Origin of the sequence: Rhodococcus sp. 14C212, assembly GCF_011058195.1 — a bacterium.
GTDB lineage: Bacteria > Actinomycetota > Actinomycetes > Mycobacteriales > Mycobacteriaceae > Rhodococcus > Rhodococcus aetherivorans.
The window spans coordinates 1-18,970 of the sequence record NZ_JAALEH010000103.1 but is presented as its reverse complement, the minus strand read 5'-3'; the positions used below and the strand labels follow the sequence as shown (position 1 = coordinate 18,970).

Sequence of the window (18,970 nt, the reverse complement as noted above, 5' to 3'; positions counted from 1 at the left end):
GGGTGTGGTGGTGGGTTGGTTCGTTGTGTCCGGTTCAGGGTGTGCGTTACCCTGAGACGTACCTGGCAAGGTATGTCCCTTCGGGGATGTGGCAGTACGAGTTTGAGGAAGCGGCTACTTCCGCAAACTCACCCTCACAGTGCGGGCCCGCTCGGCGAAGGCGGTCGCTGCGAGACGGGGAGGATCCACTCGGGTCCTCCCCAGAGGTTTTTCTGAGCCGAAACCACTGAAGCGGTGGTGTTCTCGCGTGTGGTGAGGGTCTGCGCTGTGGAATTGGGTATCACGGCATGGCGATAGAGACTCACCGGGGAGAAGACCCTCTCCCGGTGGTGGGTACGGCTGGGCGACACGAGCGAACGAGGGTGTCGCGGACCGTGAATGGTGGGTCGGGTCCGGGCCCTATCGCACACGGGGCGTCACCGGGAGGGTCAGTCCGCGGTGAGGATCCGGCGGGCGAAGGCGCTGACCGCTCGGATCTGCTCTACCGACGCGGTTTCCGGATCCGAGGCAACCAGATCGACGGTGTCGACGAACGCGGCACACGCCCCGGCGCGCTGCGGGTACGCGGTGAGGGACAGGACCAGCGGCCCATGAACGCGAACGAGTTCGTCGACCGCCATCACCGCGGGCGAGCAGGTGCCGTCGACAAGCCGGGCCCGCACCGTGCCACCGACCGGCACCAAGGCCCAGCGTCGACCGCTGCGATCGACACAGACAATGCCGGTCACGCCGTCCACCCCGCCCCCTGCAGGCACCGAGCCGACCACGCGTCGACCGCGGCAGCGATGAGCTCGCCCGCCACCTCCGGGGGCTGCGCGGCCAGGACCGCGCTGAAGACGGTGGTGACCGTCTCCGTGCCGCCGAACGGCCGACCGTGCAGGTGATCGTCGGCGTCGAGGGCGGTGAAGGTGATCGCGCTCCACGCGTGCAACTCAGCCACCGACACCGTCTGCTTCAACTGGGTGCGCGCCCGGTGCGCCAGCCACCCCCACCGCTCGGCAACCAACACATCGTCGCCGTGCTGGTGGGGCACCGCGCGGCACGCGTCCGCGACGACACCACCCAGATCGGTGGGGAAGGCGGATACGGCGGCGGCCAGGCCCCAGCGGGGGTGCGCGTACAGATCGGCGAACCACTCCCACCGCTGGACCGGATCGGCGGTATCCGGCGCCGGGGCCTCGAGCCGCCCATCGGCCATCGCCAAGACCATGTCGGCAACCGCACCCCTCATGCCGCCCTCGCCCCGATCCGACCGTCCGGAAGCTGTGCCGTCGCATCGCGGGGTGGGCGGTTCGAGATGCCCTTGCCGGCGCGTCGCTGACTGTACGCATCGAGCTGAGCGGTGGGGATGGCGTTGCCGTTCGAGTCGAAGGCGATCCCGCCCATGATCAGCGAGGCCGGCGGCTCACCACGCTGTACCGCCCTGTTCATGGCCCGGTGGCAGGCGGCGAACAACGGGCACCCGTAGCAGGTGTCGATTGCCCGCTTCCACTCCGTCGGGCCGTTGCCCTCGATCTCCCACAACCGGCCCTTACCGGCGCACAGGCCCCGACCGGGACGGCCGGTCATCGGGACGAACCCACGCGCTTCGAGCTCGAGACGCACAGCCCGCAACGTCGGGCACTCCGCGCACCCGCCGGTATACGACAGGCCGCAGCGCGCACACCGATGTCCACCACGTGCCGGGCGGTGCTGCCCAGCCAGACGAAGCAGATCCGTGTCCGAATACGTCGACAACGGAGACGCGCCGGTCCTGTGCTGCCGGGGGCTGCGGCCGGCCAGCGCACGCAGTGCCTTCGCGGCCTCCGGGCACAACGGATGGGTCTTGTCATAGACGAACCCGCACGACGAGCAGCGTTCACCCGAGTCGGTGCGAGTATGAGCAGCCACGATCCGGTGTAGCTCCCCCGGCGTCCGTGGCGTCTGGTCGCTATAGCGAGCCGGATCTAGGCGTGCCACGCGGGCACCAGCTAACGTATGCATGGCAGAGTCCTCATTTCTGCACGGGAGACCTTCTGGGCCATGAACCCAGGGGTCTCGTTGCTTCTCCGACTGCTGAGAACAGTCGGATGGCTCGTGGTCCCCGGCTGCTGAGAACAGCCGGGGACCACGCCCCCCATATGCGCGCGCTCCTTTCTGTCTTCGAGAGATCAACGGGCTGGCATCTTTTGGAGAGTCAGGAACGGCGCAGTCCGCCGATGAATGGAATCCGGAGTCGCGCAATATGAGACTCGTGCTGGGCAGCGCTGCATCCGGATGGAGTTCCATAACTTCGCGGGCTGCCGTCGGTTGCCTTGCGGCTTCTGAGGAAAGGTGGCAGTGATGTCGCCCGCGCGACGTGTGAAATGCGACAAAGGACATAGGGCATAGGTGAACGCCCAGACGAACGGTGATGTGCATGTGTCCCCCGACTACGTAGCCAGCTCTGGGTAGAGCTCCGCCATTGCGTTGGTGCTACGTCCGGGCCGACCGCGACAGACCTCGGGAAACCCCATTAGGGGCGCGGCCGGATGGTAGGCAGAGTCGCTGGAGTCGTGCAACACCATCGCTGCCTCTCCTCCCTGGATTTCCTCTTGTAGCAGGACTTCCTTGACTTGAACCCTAGAATAACACCCTATAATTCTAAACACCAGCGTTCTGAAGTGGCTCACCCGGGCGGCACAATGGTGCGCGGCGGAAGTACCGAAGACCTGGGAGTGGAGTTGGCACGAAGCGGGATGCGTGGCTTCAGCGGGGCTCGCCTGCGCAGGTACCGTGATTCTCTTGATCTCACCATGGCTGACCTTGCCGACGCGGCAGGTGTCTCTGAGCAGACCGTCTCCGCATGGGAAACCGGGAGGGCTTCGCCTACCCCACCTCTGCTGAAGCGTGTTGCGGAGGTCCTCAACGTGACCGTCCCCGACCTGGCCCCCATACCTTCGGCGCGACAGTCTCTGGGAGATCTCCGGGCGCTAGCCGGCTTCACGCAAGAGGGAGCTGCTCGTGCACTCGGCATCTCTGCAACAGTGCTCGGCCGTATCGAGAAAGGGCGCAAGGATTACGACAAGAGCCGGGCCAACGAGATGGCGAATTTGTATGGCGTTAAGCCCTCGCTTATCAAGACGGTATGGGAGCGTGACCGGGCGACACGCCAGGACGAGATGCGTCGACTTTAGAAAGGCTCCCTAAAATATCTCCACGTGTCGTGATGAGCTACTGGTGTCGATGCCGTTATGAGTTCCGGCCCTACTGGATCGGCTCAGGGCCGTCGGCATGAGCAATCTGGGCGAGGAGGAGATCTGCGTGAGGTGGCCGATTGGGCAGCTTGAACGGACGTAGCGTCATGGTGGCCTTGACCCACGCGCCGCCGGCTCCATGAAGTCGGACAAGCTCGGTGACCTCGGGCGCTTCACCGGTCTCAATGCACCGGGCTGCTTCTTGGAGGCGCGATAGATCCTCTGGGTAGATTACTGGGCCGGTCACGTGCGAATACTGCCATTCCACCCATGGCGCTGGCCGACCGATCCACATCGCAATGATGCCTCGCCGGGCTTCGAGCAGCGCAACGTACACCTCCGCGCCCAGTAGGCCATCACGCAGGCCGAGAGCTGCGAGGGAAGGGGCTGACGGCGGGCGTGCATCGGACATGTCGTGGTAGAGCACCCGCACCCCGGAGCTGTCCTCCATCGAGCGCAGCACGACCTGCCACTGCATTGCGTGGCCCTGGTCGTGGCGGACCGAGAACCAGGTGCTCAGCACTCCTCCAGGTCGCGGGTTGAGCACCAGGTTCAGAAAGTCGGTCTCCTGCTCGAAGTGGATTGCACGGTTGATGTAGTCCGCAGGCGTGGCCGTGGGTAGCCAGTCCTCGAGCAGTGTGCCTGACATCGCCCCCGACTCCCACGTCTGGTAGATCAGCATCTCCTTGACCATCCAGGCAACGCCCGAGGTGAGGCGCCGTTTCGTAGGTTCCTCGTCCGGATCTCCGATCCACAGATGAATGCCGTGGACATCGCGGAACGGACCGATGATCGGCCAGGCATGGATCCGCCACGACTGTCGCTTTTTCGCCGAGGCCAACACCCCGTCGAACGGCGCGCGGCTTTGCCGGACGTGCGCCACCAGCGGTTCCAGCAGGATGTCTGGTGCTGGGGACAGCCGCCGAATTGAGGTCAGTTCCTTCGGCTGACCGTCGGATGCAACTAGGGTTGCCGTGCCTTCGGCCAACGTTTCGATCAAATGCCACGTGCCCATCGAGGACCCCCGTCCTTGTTATTGCTCTCGATGCAGGGTGGCATTATAACCAGAACAAAACTGATCGACCGTTAAGTGGGTTATCGCTCACGTGGGCGTAGCTCCAACCGCAAGTTCTCCGGCCGGATCGTCAACAACTCGGTCACCGACATCTCATAGCCCGGTACCGGCGCGAGGTCGAAACGGGTGAGGATCTCCGTCAAGGCCAGGACTGCCTCATGCAGCGCAAACTGCCGACCGATGCAGGCCCGAGCCCCTACCCCGAACGGCTTGTACGCGTGGGCCGGACGGGCACGCACGGCTGCAGGCAGGAACCGGTCCGGGTCGAAGGTCTCCGTGTCTTCGCCCCACAGCTTCGGGTCGCGGTGCAACGCCAGCAACACCACCAGAACCGTCTGGCCCTTGCTCATCGGGTAGCCGGCCAGCGTCGTGTCCGTCCGAGCCTTGCGGAAGAACGCCGGGCCGGACGGCCACAGCCGCAATGTCTCGTCGACGATACGGCGGAGGTAGCGCAGCTTCGCGACCTGCTCGAACCGGAGCGGGCCGCTGCCGTCACGCACCTGGGCTATTTCCGTCCGCGCTCGCTCGACCATCTCGGGATGCAGCGACAGGTAGTGCAGCGCGAACGACAGGAGACCTGCCGTCGTCTCGTGCCCGGCCACCAGGAAGGTCAGCACCTGATTGCGGATACTCTGATCCGACAACAGCTCACCGGTCTCCGGGTCCGGGTGCTCCAGCATCCGCTGCAGTAGGTCGTCCTGTCGCGGTGACTGGCCGTTGCGGCGTGCCGAGATCACCTCGTCGACCGTGCGGTGCATCAGCGCAATGTCCTTCGGATGTTGGCGCAGCGCTTTCCACCCGAGTATCTCCCGGATGACCGGCAGATCGTTCGCCGACTGCGACACGAACGACAGCGCCCGCGTCATCGACTCGACGAACGGATGCCGACCGGCTGAGAACGAGTCGAAGCTGTACCCGAAGCCGGTGCGTCCAATGACCTCCAACGTCAGGCGATTCATATCCGAGGAGACGTCCACCGGACCGTGGGAGGCCTGATCGGCCCAGTATTCGCACAGCCCATCGACACACTCGACCATCACATCGTGATAGCTGCGCATCGACGGCTGGCTGAACGACGGCATCAGCACGTTGTGTGCCTGGGCCCAGGCTGGCTCACTGTTGAACGCGGTGAACAACCCGTCCCCGGCCAGCTCGCGCAGGTTGCTCACCGGTGGGACGATCGCTTTGGCGAACCGGGATTCGTCAAAAACCTCCGCTGCCGCGTCGCCTCCACCGACCACGACCACCTTGCGGCCAACGATGCTGATCTCGAACACGTCCCCGAGCTCGCGCACGAACTGTGCCTCGCGCTGTACCGGTCGCCGAGGATCCAGGCGCAGTACATCTCCGAGGAGCGGCAACCGCCACGACGGATGCGGCATCTCGATGTTCACTTGTTCTCTGCTCCCTGCCCTGGCGTTGGCGTTTGTGTTCTCCGAGGCATGGCTCCCCACTGAAGTCATAGACCCGAGTCTGCCGGACCATATCGGGAACCGCAGAATCCACTGCCCTATCCCCAAGACGTGAGGTTGGTGATTATCTCCAGAAACAGTCACTCTTCAGACGCGTCCGTGGTCGTGCCTGAACCCCTACTGGTTGGCTAGTTCCGCGAGTGCAGCCTGAGCGATTGGCAGCGCCTCGACATATGCCGCTTCAGGGGTGTGTCCTTCTCGGGGGAAGTGGTACTTCTCGTCATATCGGCGAGGATCAGCGTGTTGGACAGCCAGGGAGTACGCGACCGGGTCGTTTTCGTTCCCGGTCACAGTAGCGGCGACATCCATGAAGGAGTGGGTCGCGGCAACGACGGCGTCTGTGGAGTCGACGGCGAGGTTGTACCTGAACCACCAGCCGTAGATGTCTTGCAAGTCTCCCGGTGTACCGTTCGAGCCACCGGAAAGCCACTCGGTCTCCGCCTTTCCCGCGATTAAAGCGGCAAGGACGTCATCGTCGTTGCCGCCGCGTGCTCGAACGGTCTCAACAATTGCAGTGACGTTGCGGCGCTGAACCTGCGCAATGAGCCCACTGCTATCAAATGGACGAACAGGCGCGTCAGCCACCGTCGTGATTGGACCGCCGGGGACGTTCTCTCCTGTGGTTTCACTGCTGCACGCGACCATACCGACTGCTGTGGCAGCGGTGATCAGCGCGATGGCAAAGGCTTTCCGGGTCATGAGGTAGTCGCTCCAATCAGGTCGGTGAGTATTGCTGAACATCGCGATTAATAGTGGATCTCGTCGATGAGCCATTGATCGACGTTCTTGGTCAACGTCACCCATACGGTGATGTCCGAGTCGACGGCTTCAGTACGGTCGGCCGTGATCGCGGTCTGTCTAATGGTGGCCACACGACGGATTGCGGTGCTGCTGTCCGGCGGGCATCCTGAGCAGCCGAGACTCACGTCAGCGACGACTTTGGTTCCCTTGCTGGCCCACTGGCCCCACTGCATGCTGGGGCCGCGTTCGGTGCGTGCATCGACGAGCATGCGCTCGGCGAGGGAGTGGGTGAGCCAGGGGCGCGCGCGGGCGAAGGCATCATTGGCGGTGGCGTCAGTCTCCGGGTACCAGGTGAACGCCACGGTAAGCCCCTGGTGCGCAGCGTTTTCTGCCTCGAACGCCGCATCGGATTGGTCCAGCTCCGCTGAGTCCATATCGGGTAGCGTGGCTTCAACCGGGGAGGTGGTCGGTATGGCTTCGTGCGGCGACGCCGTTGGTACTGCGGTATGGACGTTGCCGGTGTCGTCGTGGCCCAACACGGAGTAAGCCACCAGCGCAATTGCAGCTCCGGCAAGGCTCCCAAGGAGAACGAATTTGTGAACTGTCATGGCTAGAGCTCCATACGTCGAACTTCCACGATTGCCCCGGACGAGAACAAACGACGCGTCCCGTCATCGCTCACATCACCCGTCGGGCTTTCATTCCTAGCTGAATCGGGGCTTCCTGGACAGCTTCCCCGGTGGTCGGTGCGTGCACCATCTGACCACTGCCGGCGTAGATGCCGACGTGTCCCGGCCCGTTCGGGCCCCAGGATCCGAACACGAGATCACCGGGCTCGGCCTGGCCGAGTGGGATTTCAGTCCCGATTCTCCACTGCTGCTCGGAGGTGCGGGGCAAGGTGACCGTGCCGCTGCTGGCAGCATGCACTGCGTAGCTGGTCAATCCGGAGCAGTCGAACCCGCCGTCGCTCGGTCCGGACGTGCCGCCGCCGCCCCACACGTACGGAGTGCCCAGATACTGGCGGGCCGCGTCGACGACCTGCGCGCCGTCGCGCCAGCCGCTGGGGACGAGCCGTCCGGCGGCCGCCGGTGATTCGTACCGAGCCTTACCGGCCATGATCTTGGCGACGTAGTTCTGCGTCTCGGCGTACGGTGGGATGCCTCGGTAGGAGCGCACTGCCCCCAACCCGGCGTTGTATGCGGCCAGCGAGAGTTCGACCGGATCCCCGGTGATCTGACCTGTGGCGCGGGCGCGTTCGACCTGGTCGTAGAGCGCGCACAGGTAGTGCCCCTGGGCCATGACCGCGTCCCCGACCGAGTTCGGGTCGGAGTTGCCGTCGCCGTCGTAGTCCTTGCCCCAGGTGTTCCAGGTAGCCGGCATAAACTGCGCCGGGCCGATCGCGCCGGCCGGGGAGATCGGCGCGTTCGCTCCGTGTCGGAACCGGTTCTCGGCATGCAGCTGGGCCGCGAGCAGCGGTGGGCGGATGCCGGGGCAGAGGCTGCCGGCTGTGCGCACCCACGGCTCGAACTCCGGCGGCACCATCCCGGCGGCGAGGTCACCGGCGCCGGCGACTCCGAATCCGGTGCAGTCGAGGCGCGACTGCCCTGAGCTGTCGGCCGACAAGCTCGCCGTCTCACCGAATGGACCTGAGGCGGCGAGTGCGCCGCCGAGCTTGGTCAGGGGGTCGATGGCCTTGCCGCCCTGTAGGCGGCCGCCTTCCCAGTATTCGAAGTGCAGGTGCGCACCTGTGGACTGGCCGTCGTTGCCGATGTCGGCGATGTGATCGCCCGCCGTGACGTGCTGTCCTTCCCGCACGCGCAGGCCGTGGGGATACATGTGCCCGTAGACGGTGGAGACGGGTTGGTTGTTGACGAGGGAGTCGATGACGATCCAGTTGCCGAACCCGCTGGCTGGGCCGGATTCGACGACGATCCCGTCGAGGGCGGCATAGATGGGTGTCCCGACCGGGCCGGCGAGGTCGATGCCGCGGTGTTCGGTGCCCCATCGCGGTCCGAAGCCCGAGGTGAGCCGGGTAGTGCCCTCGGCTGTTGGCTGTTGGATGGGACCGGACGGCTCGAGCGTAGTCCCGCTCGCACCGCCCATACGGCCGGAGTGCGCTGGAGCCGTCCGGCACGGGTCCTTCGGTACTACCGGCACCTGGTTGAGAGAACAACTGGTGGACGCGACGACCACCGTTGCGGCACCGGTCAGTAGAAGCGCCCGCGCGCCGCGCCGGATGCTCACCGTGCCCCGGGGATCGGGGTGTCGAGTTCAGGGATGGGTAGCGGCCCTGGGACGGGGACCGGATCAGGGACACGCTCGGTGCGTTCTTCCTTGGACGTCGAGGACGATGCCGATGTGGCGATGGGCGGTGTCGACGTGGAGGGAGGTGCAGCCGATGTGGAAGGCGATGCCGAGGTTGTCGTAGGTGCCAACGAAGTCGTGGTGGGGGCGGCGACGGCAGAGGGATCGAGTGCTGCGACTGTCGATAGGTCGACGGTGGGCAGGGGCGTATCGACGGCCCATTTCTGGCCGGAGCTGGTGCCGAGAACTTTGGCAGTGATCCGCACCGGCCCCGTCTGTGTCGGGATGGTGATACGTACGAGGCGCTGGCCCGATTCCCCTGTGACCAGCTCACTGCGGGTGGACCCGGTGATCGCCACCGGCACTCGGGGGCGTGCGGCAGCAAACGATACGCCGGGCTCGTCGGCCGTGTAATGGGCCAGCCGATTGATCCAGTCGGCGTCCGAGAGCGATGGGTCGAGGAAGGTGTGCAGGTATGCCATGGCCGTGGCCGGTGCGTTGGAGGTGGTCCACTGTGCAGTCTTGCCGGCCACAGTTGATTCGCTGACTTCGACCAGCTCGTAGCTGACCGGCATTGCATCGGTGGTTGCGGGGACTGATGCAGCAGAGTCGTGCGAATCTGGCTGTCTTACGGGAGGTGGTTCCCCGACGACCTGTCCGATAAGGAAGAGCGCCACGATGGTCGCCAAGGCCGCGAGGGCCAAATTGGTGCGCGAGTAGAGCACCCACCGGCGGAGTGGGGCAAATACGGGACCACCGGGGGAGGTCGCCATCAGCCGTACCTGTCTGAGTCGTGACCAGGTGCAGGACGGTCGGAACGGTGCAACGAGGCATCCCACAACCGGACAGACGTTGAAGGCATGTCCTGGGCGCGGCGCGGTGCGGGGATCGCCACCATGGGGATGACTCCCTCGGAGGAGCTTCTGCCGCGGCGTGGCGTGTAGACCTTCATCGGCGCGATCGCCGCCTGCTCCCCGCCGTCCCATCGCTGACCTATCCCGGCCCCAGTCGGCGCAGATTGTCGTCGCGCGGTTCGATCGGTCTCGTTATCGTTGACGCGCGTCTGGCTGACCTGACGATGCGGGGTGAGACCGTGGTCGGTGGCCGGCTCGGTTTCGGGGTCATGCGGCTTGTCCCGGCCTGCCGCGTTGCCGGCGGCGGCGATGCCGGCGTGGCGAGCGTTCCGGTTCTGGTCGGACACGCCTGACGCTGCCAGCCGCTCTATCCGACTGAGGGCTTGCTTGTGAGCGTCGGCGCGAGCGCGAGTGGCATCGACTTGGCGTCGGTGGTTGAGGTCGCGTCCTTCAGGGCGGATTGGGGTGACCGAGTCCTGTTCGAGGTCACGCTCGGCGGCACGACCGCGGGTGGCCTTGCGCAGCGCTCCGACGGCCTCTTCAGCGACGGTGCCGGCCGGGCCGCCCACGACGGCGCTGGCACCGGTGAACAGCTTGTGCTTCAGCGATTGCTGGGCACTGCGGGTCTTGCGGTTGAAGACGCTGGCGTGATTGGCGGTGAACGTCTGGGACAGGCGTTTGAACGGACGCATGATGAACCAGCAGATCGCGGTGAGGAGGATCATGAACCACAGCCGCCATGAGCCGTCCATGCGGTCGTTGTCGGTGATATACAGCTGTACCAAGGCCATCAGGTATAGCGCGACAATGACAGCGCCAGCGACGGCCCACATGTAGGCCGAGGCCAGCATCCGCATCACTCGTTCGAGGGTGCCGCCGTGGGCGACTGCGAGTGGGACCCAGATGGGCGCGAACAGGATGGCGAATCGGATGGCCAGAAGCGCGGTGATCTTCAGGATCGACGCCCCGATCCACAAAATCGACGGCAGGCCGAGCTTGATCATGGCCATCAAACCGATACCGGTGCGGCCGGAGTCCTTTCCTTGAAAGGTGTTGTAGGACAGGTTTGTCCCGGTGGTGTTGTCACCGCCCAGGCTGTCGACCACCTGGCGGAACTTTTCGGCTTTTTCCTCGGCGAGGGCGTTCTGGGCATTGGCGTTGCCGCTGACCTGACGCTGCTGTGCGTAGGTGAACGCCAGTGCATCCCGCAGATCTGGGCCCAACCGGTTCACGTCGTCGTCGTAGTTGCTGCCAAACCAGCCTTTGCGCCAGTCCTCGAGAAAAACTCTGTCCAACAACACATTGCGTGGGTCTGTGGGTCCGCTTACGAGGGTACCGGAGCCACCGCCGCCGAATGAGACCGAGAAGATCTGGTCTTGGGTATCGGTGATCAGCGACCCGAAAGTCTCGTCGGTGACTTCGATGGCTTTCTGGGGGGCCCCGACCATCAACGCCCCGAGTGTCAACGCAGCGGCAGCCAGCGCCGCGGTGCGGGTAACGCCTGCGCTGTCGGCCTTGAGTGCCTTCCACAGAATGATTGCGGCCACTACGGTGAGTCCGATCCCGATCCACAACGCGTAGATCTCGGACATGCCGCGTGAGATCGACACGACGATCTCATCGAACTGCTGCATGGCCGACGGCCGGTCACCTTCTGTGGTGGTCTGGGTCTGGTCGTCAAGCCAGAACGCAGCTGCCGCCAGAGATTTGCCGATGGTCAAGAACGTATTGCCCAGAGCGGTATCGCTGACCGCGTCAGGAGCACGGACTAAGTCTTCACCGCAGCCCAAATCGTAGGTGTACCACTCGAGCCCGGCCCAGCCATAGGTCTGGTACCCGGTGCCGCCTTCCGTTGGCTCTTGGGCGGCGCTGGTGGAGTCGAGCAGGCTCGGAAAGGCGCTGTTGGGGAATTCGGGCTGCGGGACATCCTTGCAATCGAACCCTCCCGCAGCAGCGACCGGACTAGCGGGACCCAGCAGGGGCAGTAGAGCCAGCGCGAGGACAGCCACGATGCGTCCCCAACGGCCGGCAGCTGCTCGCGATGGCCGCGCAGGGAGAAGAGGGGTGGCCGCGATGCTCACGACGGACCGCCGAGCGCGTTGTGGGTTGTGCTGGAGTTCAACGCCTCGAATACGTGGGCAAGGTGGACGTAGTGGGTCCAGTCCGAGCGGATCAGTTCGATGTCGTCGGCCATCTTGACGATGAACCGGCGGGCCTGGTCCTGGTAGCTGGTGTCGGTGTCCTCATCGAGGGTGTCCTCGCCACCGCCGCCGAGATCGGCGAGGATCGATTCGTAGCCCTGCCCGAGCGGCAGGTTCAGCAGTTTGAGGGCGCCTTCGATGGCGTGGGCGTTGCCGCCGAGGTCGCCGATGATCACCTCGTATGCCAGGGCCGAGCGGTCGTCGGTGCCGCCCGTGCCGAGGTAGTCGTCGGGGAGTTGGGAGCACACGAGCGCGCGGACTTTCCATTTGCGGGAGTCGCGGGCGATGCGCAGGTTCAGGGTGCGGCCGGCGCCGGTGGATTCGAGGTACTTGTTTTCGTCGAGGAACAGCACTTTGCGTACCTGGCGAGGCTTTTCGTACACCAGGCGGTTGGCCAACCATGCGGCCATGTGCATCAGCGGACCACTCATGCGCTGCTGCGGGGTCCACTGCGCAGCGTCGACCCCTTCGGGTGGCAGCTGCAGACCGGGCATCGTCAAGACGGTCAGTCGCACGTCGCTGGCGAAGTCGTCGACGTCCCCGCCGCCGGTGCCGTCTTCGGGGAACAGCACCCGGGCCTCGGCGAGGTTGGACATCACATCCAGATCCTGGAACAGGCTGCGCGCGCAGGTGCGCATGGCCAGGTCTTCGTCGGTGTCGGCGATCGCCTGGATCTGGTCGAGGACCTCGCGCAGGTTGTGGTGCCGCTGCCCGCCGACGCGGTTGGCCGCGGTGTGCAGGACCGACTCGGCCAGCTCCATCTCCAACCGGGCCGGGGGAAGCATCATTTTCAGCACCGACACCGCCACCGAGATCCGCTCGGCTTCTGCGGCCCGCACATCGGCGTGGTACTGGGCGGCGGCCGCTGCGTCCGGATCGGTATCGCGCCGGTAGTCCGGGCCGGTCGGGTCGTATTCGGGATCCCCGCGGCGGGGATCGACAATCACCCGATAGGGGTTGAGGGAGCCGGGACGGGAGGTGCGGCCGGTCAAGGCGTGAACGTCGGCGATGTCCCGGAACTCGGGCAGGTGTGCCAGTGCCTTCAACGGCCCGGACGGGTCGAGGATCACCCCGTAGGCACCGGCGCGCACGGCCTGGTAGACGATCATCCCGGCCAGGAACGTCTTGCCCGACCCGGGTACGGCGACGATCGGGGTCAGGCCGGACTTGTGTTTGCGTTCGTGGGCGGCGAACAGGTCCCACACCGCCGGGCGTGGGGCGATGGAGGCGGTCTGGCCGATCACCACCCCGGTGCGGTCGCCGATCCGGTCGCCGACGGCGGCCATCCCGGCGGAGAGGGATTCAACGCTCATGCGGCGGCAGTGCGCGACGTTGGCCAAAGGTTCGCCGGGCATGAATTCGCGCAACAGCTGGAACTGGCCGTGTTCGTGTTCGAGGCTGATGTGCGGGGCATACCTCTCGCGCAGCAGCGCGACCTTGCGTTTGGCGTCGTCCGCGGTCGCGCCGACCACGACGAGGCGGTACCAGCCTTCGGTGCGCACCGACAGCCCCGACTGGTCTTCTTCGATGTCGGAGAGCACCTGCTGGGCGCGGGCGTGCTGTTCGATCAGCTCCTGCGGCGGGACCTCGTCGTGCTCGACGGTGTAGTGGTCGAACTGCGCCTGAATCTTGTGAGTGAGCCGACGCATCGCGCGAGTGGTGTGGGCCTTGTCGAACAAGCGAATGCGTTCGGACCATTCGAGCGGCTCACCGGAGGGATCGCCGATCACCTGCCAGGGCAGCATGCGCTCCGGGATCGGCAGCGGGGCCATGCGTCCGACGGTGAGCACGATGACGTAGCCGGTGTAGTCGCGCCCGTCGACCAGGCCGGTGACTTTGGTGTAGCCGTCGCCCGGTTCGAGGGACACCTCGGTCAGGTCCTCGAGGGCGGCGATGTCGGTGGCTTCCCAATCGCCGCCACCGGCGATGACCCCGTCGACGTCGAGGGGCAGCCCGAGGGTGGCCGAGCGGCGCAGCAGATAGTCCATCTGCGCGGTCGTGGCCGGGCGCGCCCGCACCCCGTCGCCGGCCATGATCCGCTCCACGGCCGCGAGGTGTTCCGCGAGGGCGTCCTGCTCGCGGGTGAAGGCGTTGTCGGCCCACCGCCGCACCAGACGCGCCAGACGGCCGAGCAGCGGCCAGTCGATCACCGAGGATAGCGCGTCGGCGGTGGCGTCGAACGCCTGGCCGAGCAGGGAGCGGGCGGGCAGATCGATGCCCCAGTAGCGGCCCTTGAGCGTGGGGTTGGACCACAACATCGCGTGCTGGTGCCCGTGCAGGTAGTCCGCCCACGACAACGCCCCGGGGATATCCGGAATCGGCTCGGCCCACCCGTCGTGGGCCTGGGCCCACTGGCGCACCGGCCACGGGGTGCGCACCAGCCGCCGGTGCAGCGTCGTCACGCCCGCAGCGGACAGGTTCGTCAGCACGAGCGCCTCGTTGCGGATGTAGCGGCGCTGCCGCGCGGTCGGACGCATGTTCCACGGTCCGGGCGGCTGGACGAACCACGCCGTGGCGGTGGTGCGCGTGCGGGTGACGTGACCGCTGACCCCGGTCAGCGCCAGCCGCACCGCCTTGCGCTCGCGCGCGGCACGGGTGGCCGCGGCCTGCCGCTGGCGGTCCCACTCCGGGGCCGCGCCGCGTGCGGTGCTCCGGCGGCCGCGCCGCGTGCGTCGTCGCGCGCGCGGCGCCGGCGGATTCTCGTCCGCCGGGGGAGTGGGCTCGGTGACCGGTGGGACGTCGGATGTCGGGGCCTGCGACCACGCCAGGGCGGGATGGTCGGGCGTCCCGAGGTGCTTCGTGGTGCGGGCTGCGGCCCAGGACGGTGGCAGCGCGCCCGGCGGGATCACGGGGACGGGTTCGTCGACGTTGGGGTCGAAGAGGGCGGCGATGTCGTTGTTCGGCAGGGTCATCGGCTTTCGCTTTCGCTCGCGTCGTCGCGGTCGGTGCCGGCCGCGAACACCGCATCGGCCCAACCGTCGGCGGGCAGGGCGGTGGTGCGCGGTGGCAGCGGCACGGTGACGGCGTGCCCGGGCTTGGGTGGGCGGGGTGCGGTCAGGTCGTTCCACGCGGCGCGCAGCACCGAGCGCACCGGCCGGTCCGGGCCGACGTGACGGGTGATCTTCGAGGTGAGCACGACGGTGAGCGCCACCATGACCACCAGGGACTTGAAGCTCAGTGGGGCGTGGACGATGGCCCGGGCGGTGACGAACACGGCGGCGAAGAGGGCGACGCCGAGCCCGGCCGCGGTGTAGCGGATGCGCATCGGCATGGTTTGGCCGGTGGGGCCGAGGTAGTGCGAGTCCACCCGGTAGAGCAGGTCGTCGGTGTCGATCACGCCGGCGTCTCCTTTCGGTCCGGTTCTTCGGGGTGGGGCGGGGGTCAGGCGCTGATGCCGAGCAGGCTCAGCAGCCAGTTGCCGACGCCCTTGGCCGCGGACTCGCTGGAGGCGACCCCGAGATAGGCCAGGCCGACGACGGACAGGCCACCGACGGTGAGCACCTTCGACAGGTTGGCGCGCAGCGCGCCCATCAGCAGCGCGCACGCGATCAGGATCAAGATGACGAAGATGACGTTGCCTTCGATCCAGCTTCTGAGGGTGTCGGTGTTGACCTCGGTCTGCTGGGCGAGGACGGCGACGGTACCGACCGGGGACCGAAACGGCGCGGTGGCCAGCGTCAGATCGACGGTCGTGGACGCGAGGGACATGGCACTCTCCATCGGTGAAGCGCGGGCGGACACCACGAACGTGGCTGGGCGTGACCGTAAGTCGCCACCGCCGCGGGACCAAGCAGACCTGTGGATAACCGACGTGGCGCACGAGGGAGCGCATCGGCGGAGTGCCAATGACATCCGCGGCGTCCTCCCGCGTACGCCCGGCGCGCGACGGCGGCGCGGAGAACCGAGACGGCGCGGTGGGAGGACGCGGTATGCGCGAGCCGACCTGCTGCACAGCAGCGCCTCGACGACTGCGGTTTCGGGCCGGCGTGGGACAGGTCTGCATCGAGTGCGAAATGAGCACGGGGCACGCGCCTGGCGGGCCGGTGACTCGGGAACGGCACGGACCCACACGGATCGGGGAGCGGGCGCGGCCGATGCGTCAACCGCCACGGACAGGGCGAGAGCGCGGGGCAGGAACGGTCGTGAAACGTCCTCAACGCAGGTGCAAGGAGTGCGCCACGGAGCGGTGGAGTTCCGGTGCTCGACGGAGCGGGTGACTCGGGGGCTCGACTGAGCGGTGTGTGCGGGCGGTCGAGAGAAGCGCTACGGCACGCGCTGCACGAGACCACCCCTGAGGGGTCACTCCCCCCGCCCCTTCGGGGCTAGGGGGGAGTGTAGTTCCGGAAATTGCGCCGCGCCAGTCTGTTTCGGAACGCCCATGTCACGCGCTGTGTCGAGCGCTCGAGGAACCACCCGGCAGAGCGCTCGAGCGAGCGCCATCGACCGCACTGCCCGCCCCGCTACCGATAATGCGCGCAACCCCAGCCGTGACACGACGGAAAAAGGCGGTTGCACCGCTCGCGGAGGACCCGAAGCGAGGGCGCGGCAGCGGCTCGGCGCAGCGGCCGCAACCACGCCCACACACCGCACGGTAAGGCGCTGCCATCCGCGCGGTGTCACACGCTAATTCGCGCCCGCACCAGGCGGGGCGGGCAGCACCTTGAAGCCCTCCGCTCGAGGCGCTGCGGCAGCACGGGCACGCCGACAGCGCGAGGCGATAGCGAGGAGGACGCGCACCGTCGTCGGCACGGTCGTCAGGCCTCGTCGATCGATGCCAGCGGACCGTTCAGGTGCGTGCTGTGCACGGGGGTGAAAGCGGTTATCCACAGACCACTTTGAGACCCCTGCACGCTTTTGCCAGTGTCCCGGTCACGACATCACGCCGTGAAGGCACGACGCGATCGACGAAGCGAAAGGGAAGGCGCGTGAGCGGACGTCAGCACGACCCGGTCAAGGACTTCCTGGTCCAGACCTACCGCGACGTCGTCGGCGAACCCAGCCACAAACCGTCCGGCGCCGGCCGCCACAACGCCAGCACCGACACCCCCGGCGCCGGCTCCGTCGGCCGCTTCACCCCGCTGTCGCCGACCGTGCTCGTGGCCGCAACCCTGGCGAGCTCCGCACCCCGCCTCTCCACCACCCTCGCCGACTACCCGTCCGCCGTCTCGGTGATGGCGACCCTGCACAGCTACCGATGGCTACTGATCGCCGCCGCAGCCGCCACGATCACCCTCGACGTGTACCGGTTCGCGGCGCACCGGCACCGCGTCACGCTCGACGCCCACGTCCGGCAGATCACCCGCCATCACCCGGTGAAGATCACCGTCGGCTTCCCGACCCGCTGGCGCACGGTCCGCCGCGCCACCATCCGGCTGCCGCGCGGGGCGGTCGTGCGCCCCAAAGAACTCGACGAGTTCACCACCGCCGTCCGCGCCACCGTCGGCCGCAGCCCCGCCGGATACACCACCACCGTGCGCCACCAGGCCCACCGCGATCGACTGCTCATCGCCCGCACCCCCGTGCCCCCCGAGACCCGCTCGCCGCGGCATCTCGCGCTGCAGTCCGCGCTCGATGCCACCACCATCTTCAAAAACCCCACGGTGACGGTCGCCTCCAGCGACGACCACGGGGTCGAAACCGGCTACAAGATCACCTTCACCCCGTCGATGAACTCCGGCGCAACCAACTTCCAGGCCAGAGTCGACGAAGCCCTCGCCGCGCTTGCCGGCGAGCACGAATCCGGCCGCAACTGGACCACCGCCTGGACCCCGTCCGAGGGATACCTGGTGATGACGCTCGTAGCCCCGCTGCCGACGCGGGTCAATCATCCGCTCGCCCTGGTCGACGAGAACCTGCGGCACCTGCCCTACGCGACCGCCGCCGCGGACACCTCGATGGTCTGGGACGTCTCGACCCGCTCCAACAAGCCGCACTGTCTGATCGTCGGCCCCACCGGCGGCGGCAAGACCTCGGTGATCCGCACCTTGCTGACCGAGGCCGCCCGCCGCGGAATCCCGTTCGTGGGCGTCGATCCGAAGATGATCGAACTCGACGGCCTCGAGGGCTACCCCGGGTGCGGGGCGATCGTCTACGACGCGGTGCGCGCGGCGATGCTCGTGCGCGCGCTGCATGCGGAGATGATGGCGCGCAACCACTACGTGCACGTGAACAAGATCGAGCCGTCCGAGCTGCCGTTGCTGATCGCGGTGCTCGATGAGTTCTTCATCCTCTCCGGCAAGTGGCAGCGCCTGGCCAAGACCGGCGACGAAGAGACCCGCGAGCAGCTCAAAGAACTCGATCCGCTCGGGGCGTGGGCGGATCTGGCGGTGCTCGCCCGTTCGGCCGGCATTCGGCTGCTGCTCGGGGTGCAGCGCCCGGACGCGTCGCTGTTCGGGGCGAGCTCGGGCAATGCGCGCGACAACTTCGGCACCCGCATCAGCTTGGGCAACCTGTCGCAGGACGGGGCGTTGATGATGTGGGGCGATGCGCACGTCGGCCGCGATGTCGACACCTCCATCCCCGGCCGCGGCATGGTCACCGCTCCCGACGGCACCCCGGTTTCGGCGCAGATGTGGTGGACCCCGAACGTCGACCGCCACCCGAACAAGTGGAACCAACTCACCGCCGCGGACCAGGCTCTCATCGACGGCCTGACGCCGCGGGAGGCGCCGCAGTTCGCGCTCTACAGCACCGAGCTGCGCGAGTTCCTCGAATCCGAGCGCGCCTTGGCGAGGCGGGCGCGTTCGCACGACGGTGCGCCCGAGCCGATCGCCCTCGGCAGCGCCCCGGCCGGTGACCCGAGCACCGACACCGCCCCATCCGCCGTGTCGGACGGTGCCTCGATCGGCGGCGGCGAGGACGGGGAGGAGGAGGTGGCCGATGCGATCCCGGCCTCGCAGGTCACCGAAGGGATGACGGTGCTGATCGACGACGGCACCGCCCACCTGGTGGCGGTCACCGTTCACGCGGTCGAGGTCACCTACGACCCGCACACCGGGGACGTGCGCGAGACGACGCTGACCATCCGCGAAGGCCGCCGCAACACCGCCATCACCTTCGACCCCACCGAAGTGGTCTTCCTGCCTGAACCCGACGCCCCACCGCCCCC

General features: G+C 67.0%; 15 protein-coding genes. 2 read left to right on the top strand and 13 right to left on the bottom strand.

What is annotated here, in order from left to right; genetic code table 11:
* Positions 1–428: 428 nt before the first annotated feature.
* From G6038_RS26725 to G6038_RS26715, 3 genes are read right to left on the bottom strand one after another with little or no spacing between them, the layout of a single operon-like run.
* A complete protein-coding gene (locus tag G6038_RS26725) occupies positions 429–728 on the bottom strand; it encodes a hypothetical protein (protein WP_346772929.1) in 300 nt (99 codons plus the stop codon).
* Positions 725–1,198, bottom strand: coding sequence for a hypothetical protein (locus G6038_RS26720; RefSeq protein WP_165041355.1), 474 nt, complete (start codon positions 1,196–1,198; stop codon positions 725–727). The genes G6038_RS26725 and G6038_RS26720 overlap by 4 nt, the downstream gene beginning before the upstream one ends.
* A gap of 29 nt (positions 1,199–1,227) precedes the next feature.
* Positions 1,228–1,569 carry a hypothetical protein gene (locus tag G6038_RS26715; RefSeq protein WP_206025675.1) on the bottom strand — a complete coding sequence of 114 codons (342 nt, stop codon included), beginning with the start codon at positions 1,567–1,569 and terminating at the stop codon, positions 1,228–1,230.
* 1,094 nt (positions 1,570–2,663) lie between these two features.
* On the opposite strand from G6038_RS26715, the gene G6038_RS26710 reads away from it, so the two are divergent.
* The gene (locus G6038_RS26710) at positions 2,664–3,155 is read left to right on the top strand and encodes a helix-turn-helix transcriptional regulator (protein WP_276613907.1); all 492 of its coding nucleotides are present in this window, start codon (positions 2,664–2,666) and stop codon (positions 3,153–3,155) included.
* A 70-nt stretch (positions 3,156–3,225) separates the two neighbouring features.
* Here the strand turns inward: G6038_RS26710 and G6038_RS26705 are convergent, their stop codons facing one another.
* The 10 genes from G6038_RS26705 to G6038_RS26660 form a co-directional block, all read right to left on the bottom strand.
* Entirely contained in the window at positions 3,226–4,230 is a 1,005-nt protein-coding gene (locus G6038_RS26705) for a GAF domain-containing protein (protein ID WP_165041351.1), read from the bottom strand.
* Between the two features lie 80 nt (positions 4,231–4,310).
* A complete protein-coding gene (locus tag G6038_RS26700) occupies positions 4,311–5,672 on the bottom strand; it encodes a cytochrome P450 (RefSeq protein ID WP_165041363.1) in 1,362 nt (453 codons plus the stop codon).
* A gap of 207 nt (positions 5,673–5,879) precedes the next feature.
* Positions 5,880–6,503: a hypothetical protein gene (locus tag G6038_RS26695; protein ID WP_240918761.1), complete on the bottom strand. Its 624-nt coding sequence runs from the start codon at positions 6,501–6,503 to the stop codon at positions 5,880–5,882.
* A 5-nt stretch (positions 6,504–6,508) separates the two neighbouring features.
* Positions 6,509–7,111 (bottom strand): hypothetical protein, encoded by a 603-nt coding sequence (locus G6038_RS26690; RefSeq protein ID WP_240918760.1) that lies wholly within the window; start codon positions 7,109–7,111, stop codon positions 6,509–6,511.
* Positions 7,112–7,181: 70 nt separating this feature from the next.
* Positions 7,182–8,747, bottom strand: a complete 1,566-nt coding sequence (locus G6038_RS26685) for a peptidoglycan DD-metalloendopeptidase family protein (RefSeq protein WP_165041349.1) — start codon at positions 8,745–8,747, stop codon at positions 7,182–7,184.
* Complete coding sequence (locus tag G6038_RS26680; RefSeq protein ID WP_240918758.1) at positions 8,744–9,382, bottom strand: hypothetical protein; 639 nt, start codon at positions 9,380–9,382, stop codon at positions 8,744–8,746. The genes G6038_RS26685 and G6038_RS26680 overlap by 4 nt, the downstream gene beginning before the upstream one ends.
* A gap of 197 nt (positions 9,383–9,579) precedes the next feature.
* Positions 9,580–11,295 (bottom strand): MFS transporter, encoded by a 1,716-nt coding sequence (locus G6038_RS26675; RefSeq protein WP_346772930.1) that lies wholly within the window; start codon positions 11,293–11,295, stop codon positions 9,580–9,582.
* A 443-nt stretch (positions 11,296–11,738) separates the two neighbouring features.
* The gene (locus tag G6038_RS26670; protein ID WP_165041345.1) at positions 11,739–14,774 is read right to left on the bottom strand and encodes an ATP-binding protein; all 3,036 of its coding nucleotides are present in this window, start codon (positions 14,772–14,774) and stop codon (positions 11,739–11,741) included.
* On the bottom strand, positions 14,771–15,199 hold the full coding sequence (locus G6038_RS26665) for a hypothetical protein (protein WP_165041343.1): 429 nt from the start codon (positions 15,197–15,199) through the stop codon (positions 14,771–14,773). The genes G6038_RS26670 and G6038_RS26665 overlap by 4 nt, the downstream gene beginning before the upstream one ends.
* Before the next feature lie 44 nt (positions 15,200–15,243).
* The gene (locus tag G6038_RS26660) at positions 15,244–15,570 is read right to left on the bottom strand and encodes a hypothetical protein (protein WP_165041341.1); all 327 of its coding nucleotides are present in this window, start codon (positions 15,568–15,570) and stop codon (positions 15,244–15,246) included.
* Between the two features lie 1,217 nt (positions 15,571–16,787).
* On the opposite strand from G6038_RS26660, the gene G6038_RS26655 reads away from it, so the two are divergent.
* Positions 16,788–18,970: FtsK/SpoIIIE domain-containing protein (locus tag G6038_RS26655; protein WP_165041339.1), on the top strand; the 2,183-nt coding region annotated here is incomplete at its 3' end.

What these genes read in the sequence shown, in the direction of transcription:
- G6038_RS26700 (WP_165041363.1), bottom strand. Translation starts at nt 5,672, where the DNA reads ATGCCGCATCCGTCGTGGCGGTTGCCGCTCCTCGGAGATGTACTGCGC.
- G6038_RS26680 (WP_240918758.1), bottom strand. Translation starts at nt 9,382, where the DNA reads ATGCCGGTCAGCTACGAGCTGGTCGAAGTCAGCGAATCAACTGTGGCC.
- G6038_RS26670 (WP_165041345.1), bottom strand. Translation starts at nt 14,774, where the DNA reads ATGACCCTGCCGAACAACGACATCGCCGCCCTCTTCGACCCCAACGTC.
- G6038_RS26705 (WP_165041351.1), bottom strand. Translation starts at nt 4,230, where the DNA reads ATGGGCACGTGGCATTTGATCGAAACGTTGGCCGAAGGCACGGCAACC.
- G6038_RS26715 (WP_206025675.1), bottom strand. Translation starts at nt 1,569, where the DNA reads ATGACCGGCCGTCCCGGTCGGGGCCTGTGCGCCGGTAAGGGCCGGTTG.
- G6038_RS26710 (WP_276613907.1), top strand. Translation starts at nt 2,664, where the DNA reads ATGGTGCGCGGCGGAAGTACCGAAGACCTGGGAGTGGAGTTGGCACGA.
- G6038_RS26675 (WP_346772930.1), bottom strand. Translation starts at nt 11,295, where the DNA reads ATGCAGCAGTTCGATGAGATCGTCGTGTCGATCTCACGCGGCATGTCC.
- G6038_RS26690 (WP_240918760.1), bottom strand. Translation starts at nt 7,111, where the DNA reads ATGACAGTTCACAAATTCGTTCTCCTTGGGAGCCTTGCCGGAGCTGCA.
- G6038_RS26720 (WP_165041355.1), bottom strand. Translation starts at nt 1,198, where the DNA reads ATGGCCGATGGGCGGCTCGAGGCCCCGGCGCCGGATACCGCCGATCCG.
- G6038_RS26660 (WP_165041341.1), bottom strand. Translation starts at nt 15,570, where the DNA reads ATGTCCCTCGCGTCCACGACCGTCGATCTGACGCTGGCCACCGCGCCG.
- G6038_RS26695 (WP_240918761.1), bottom strand. Translation starts at nt 6,503, where the DNA reads ATGTTCAGCAATACTCACCGACCTGATTGGAGCGACTACCTCATGACC.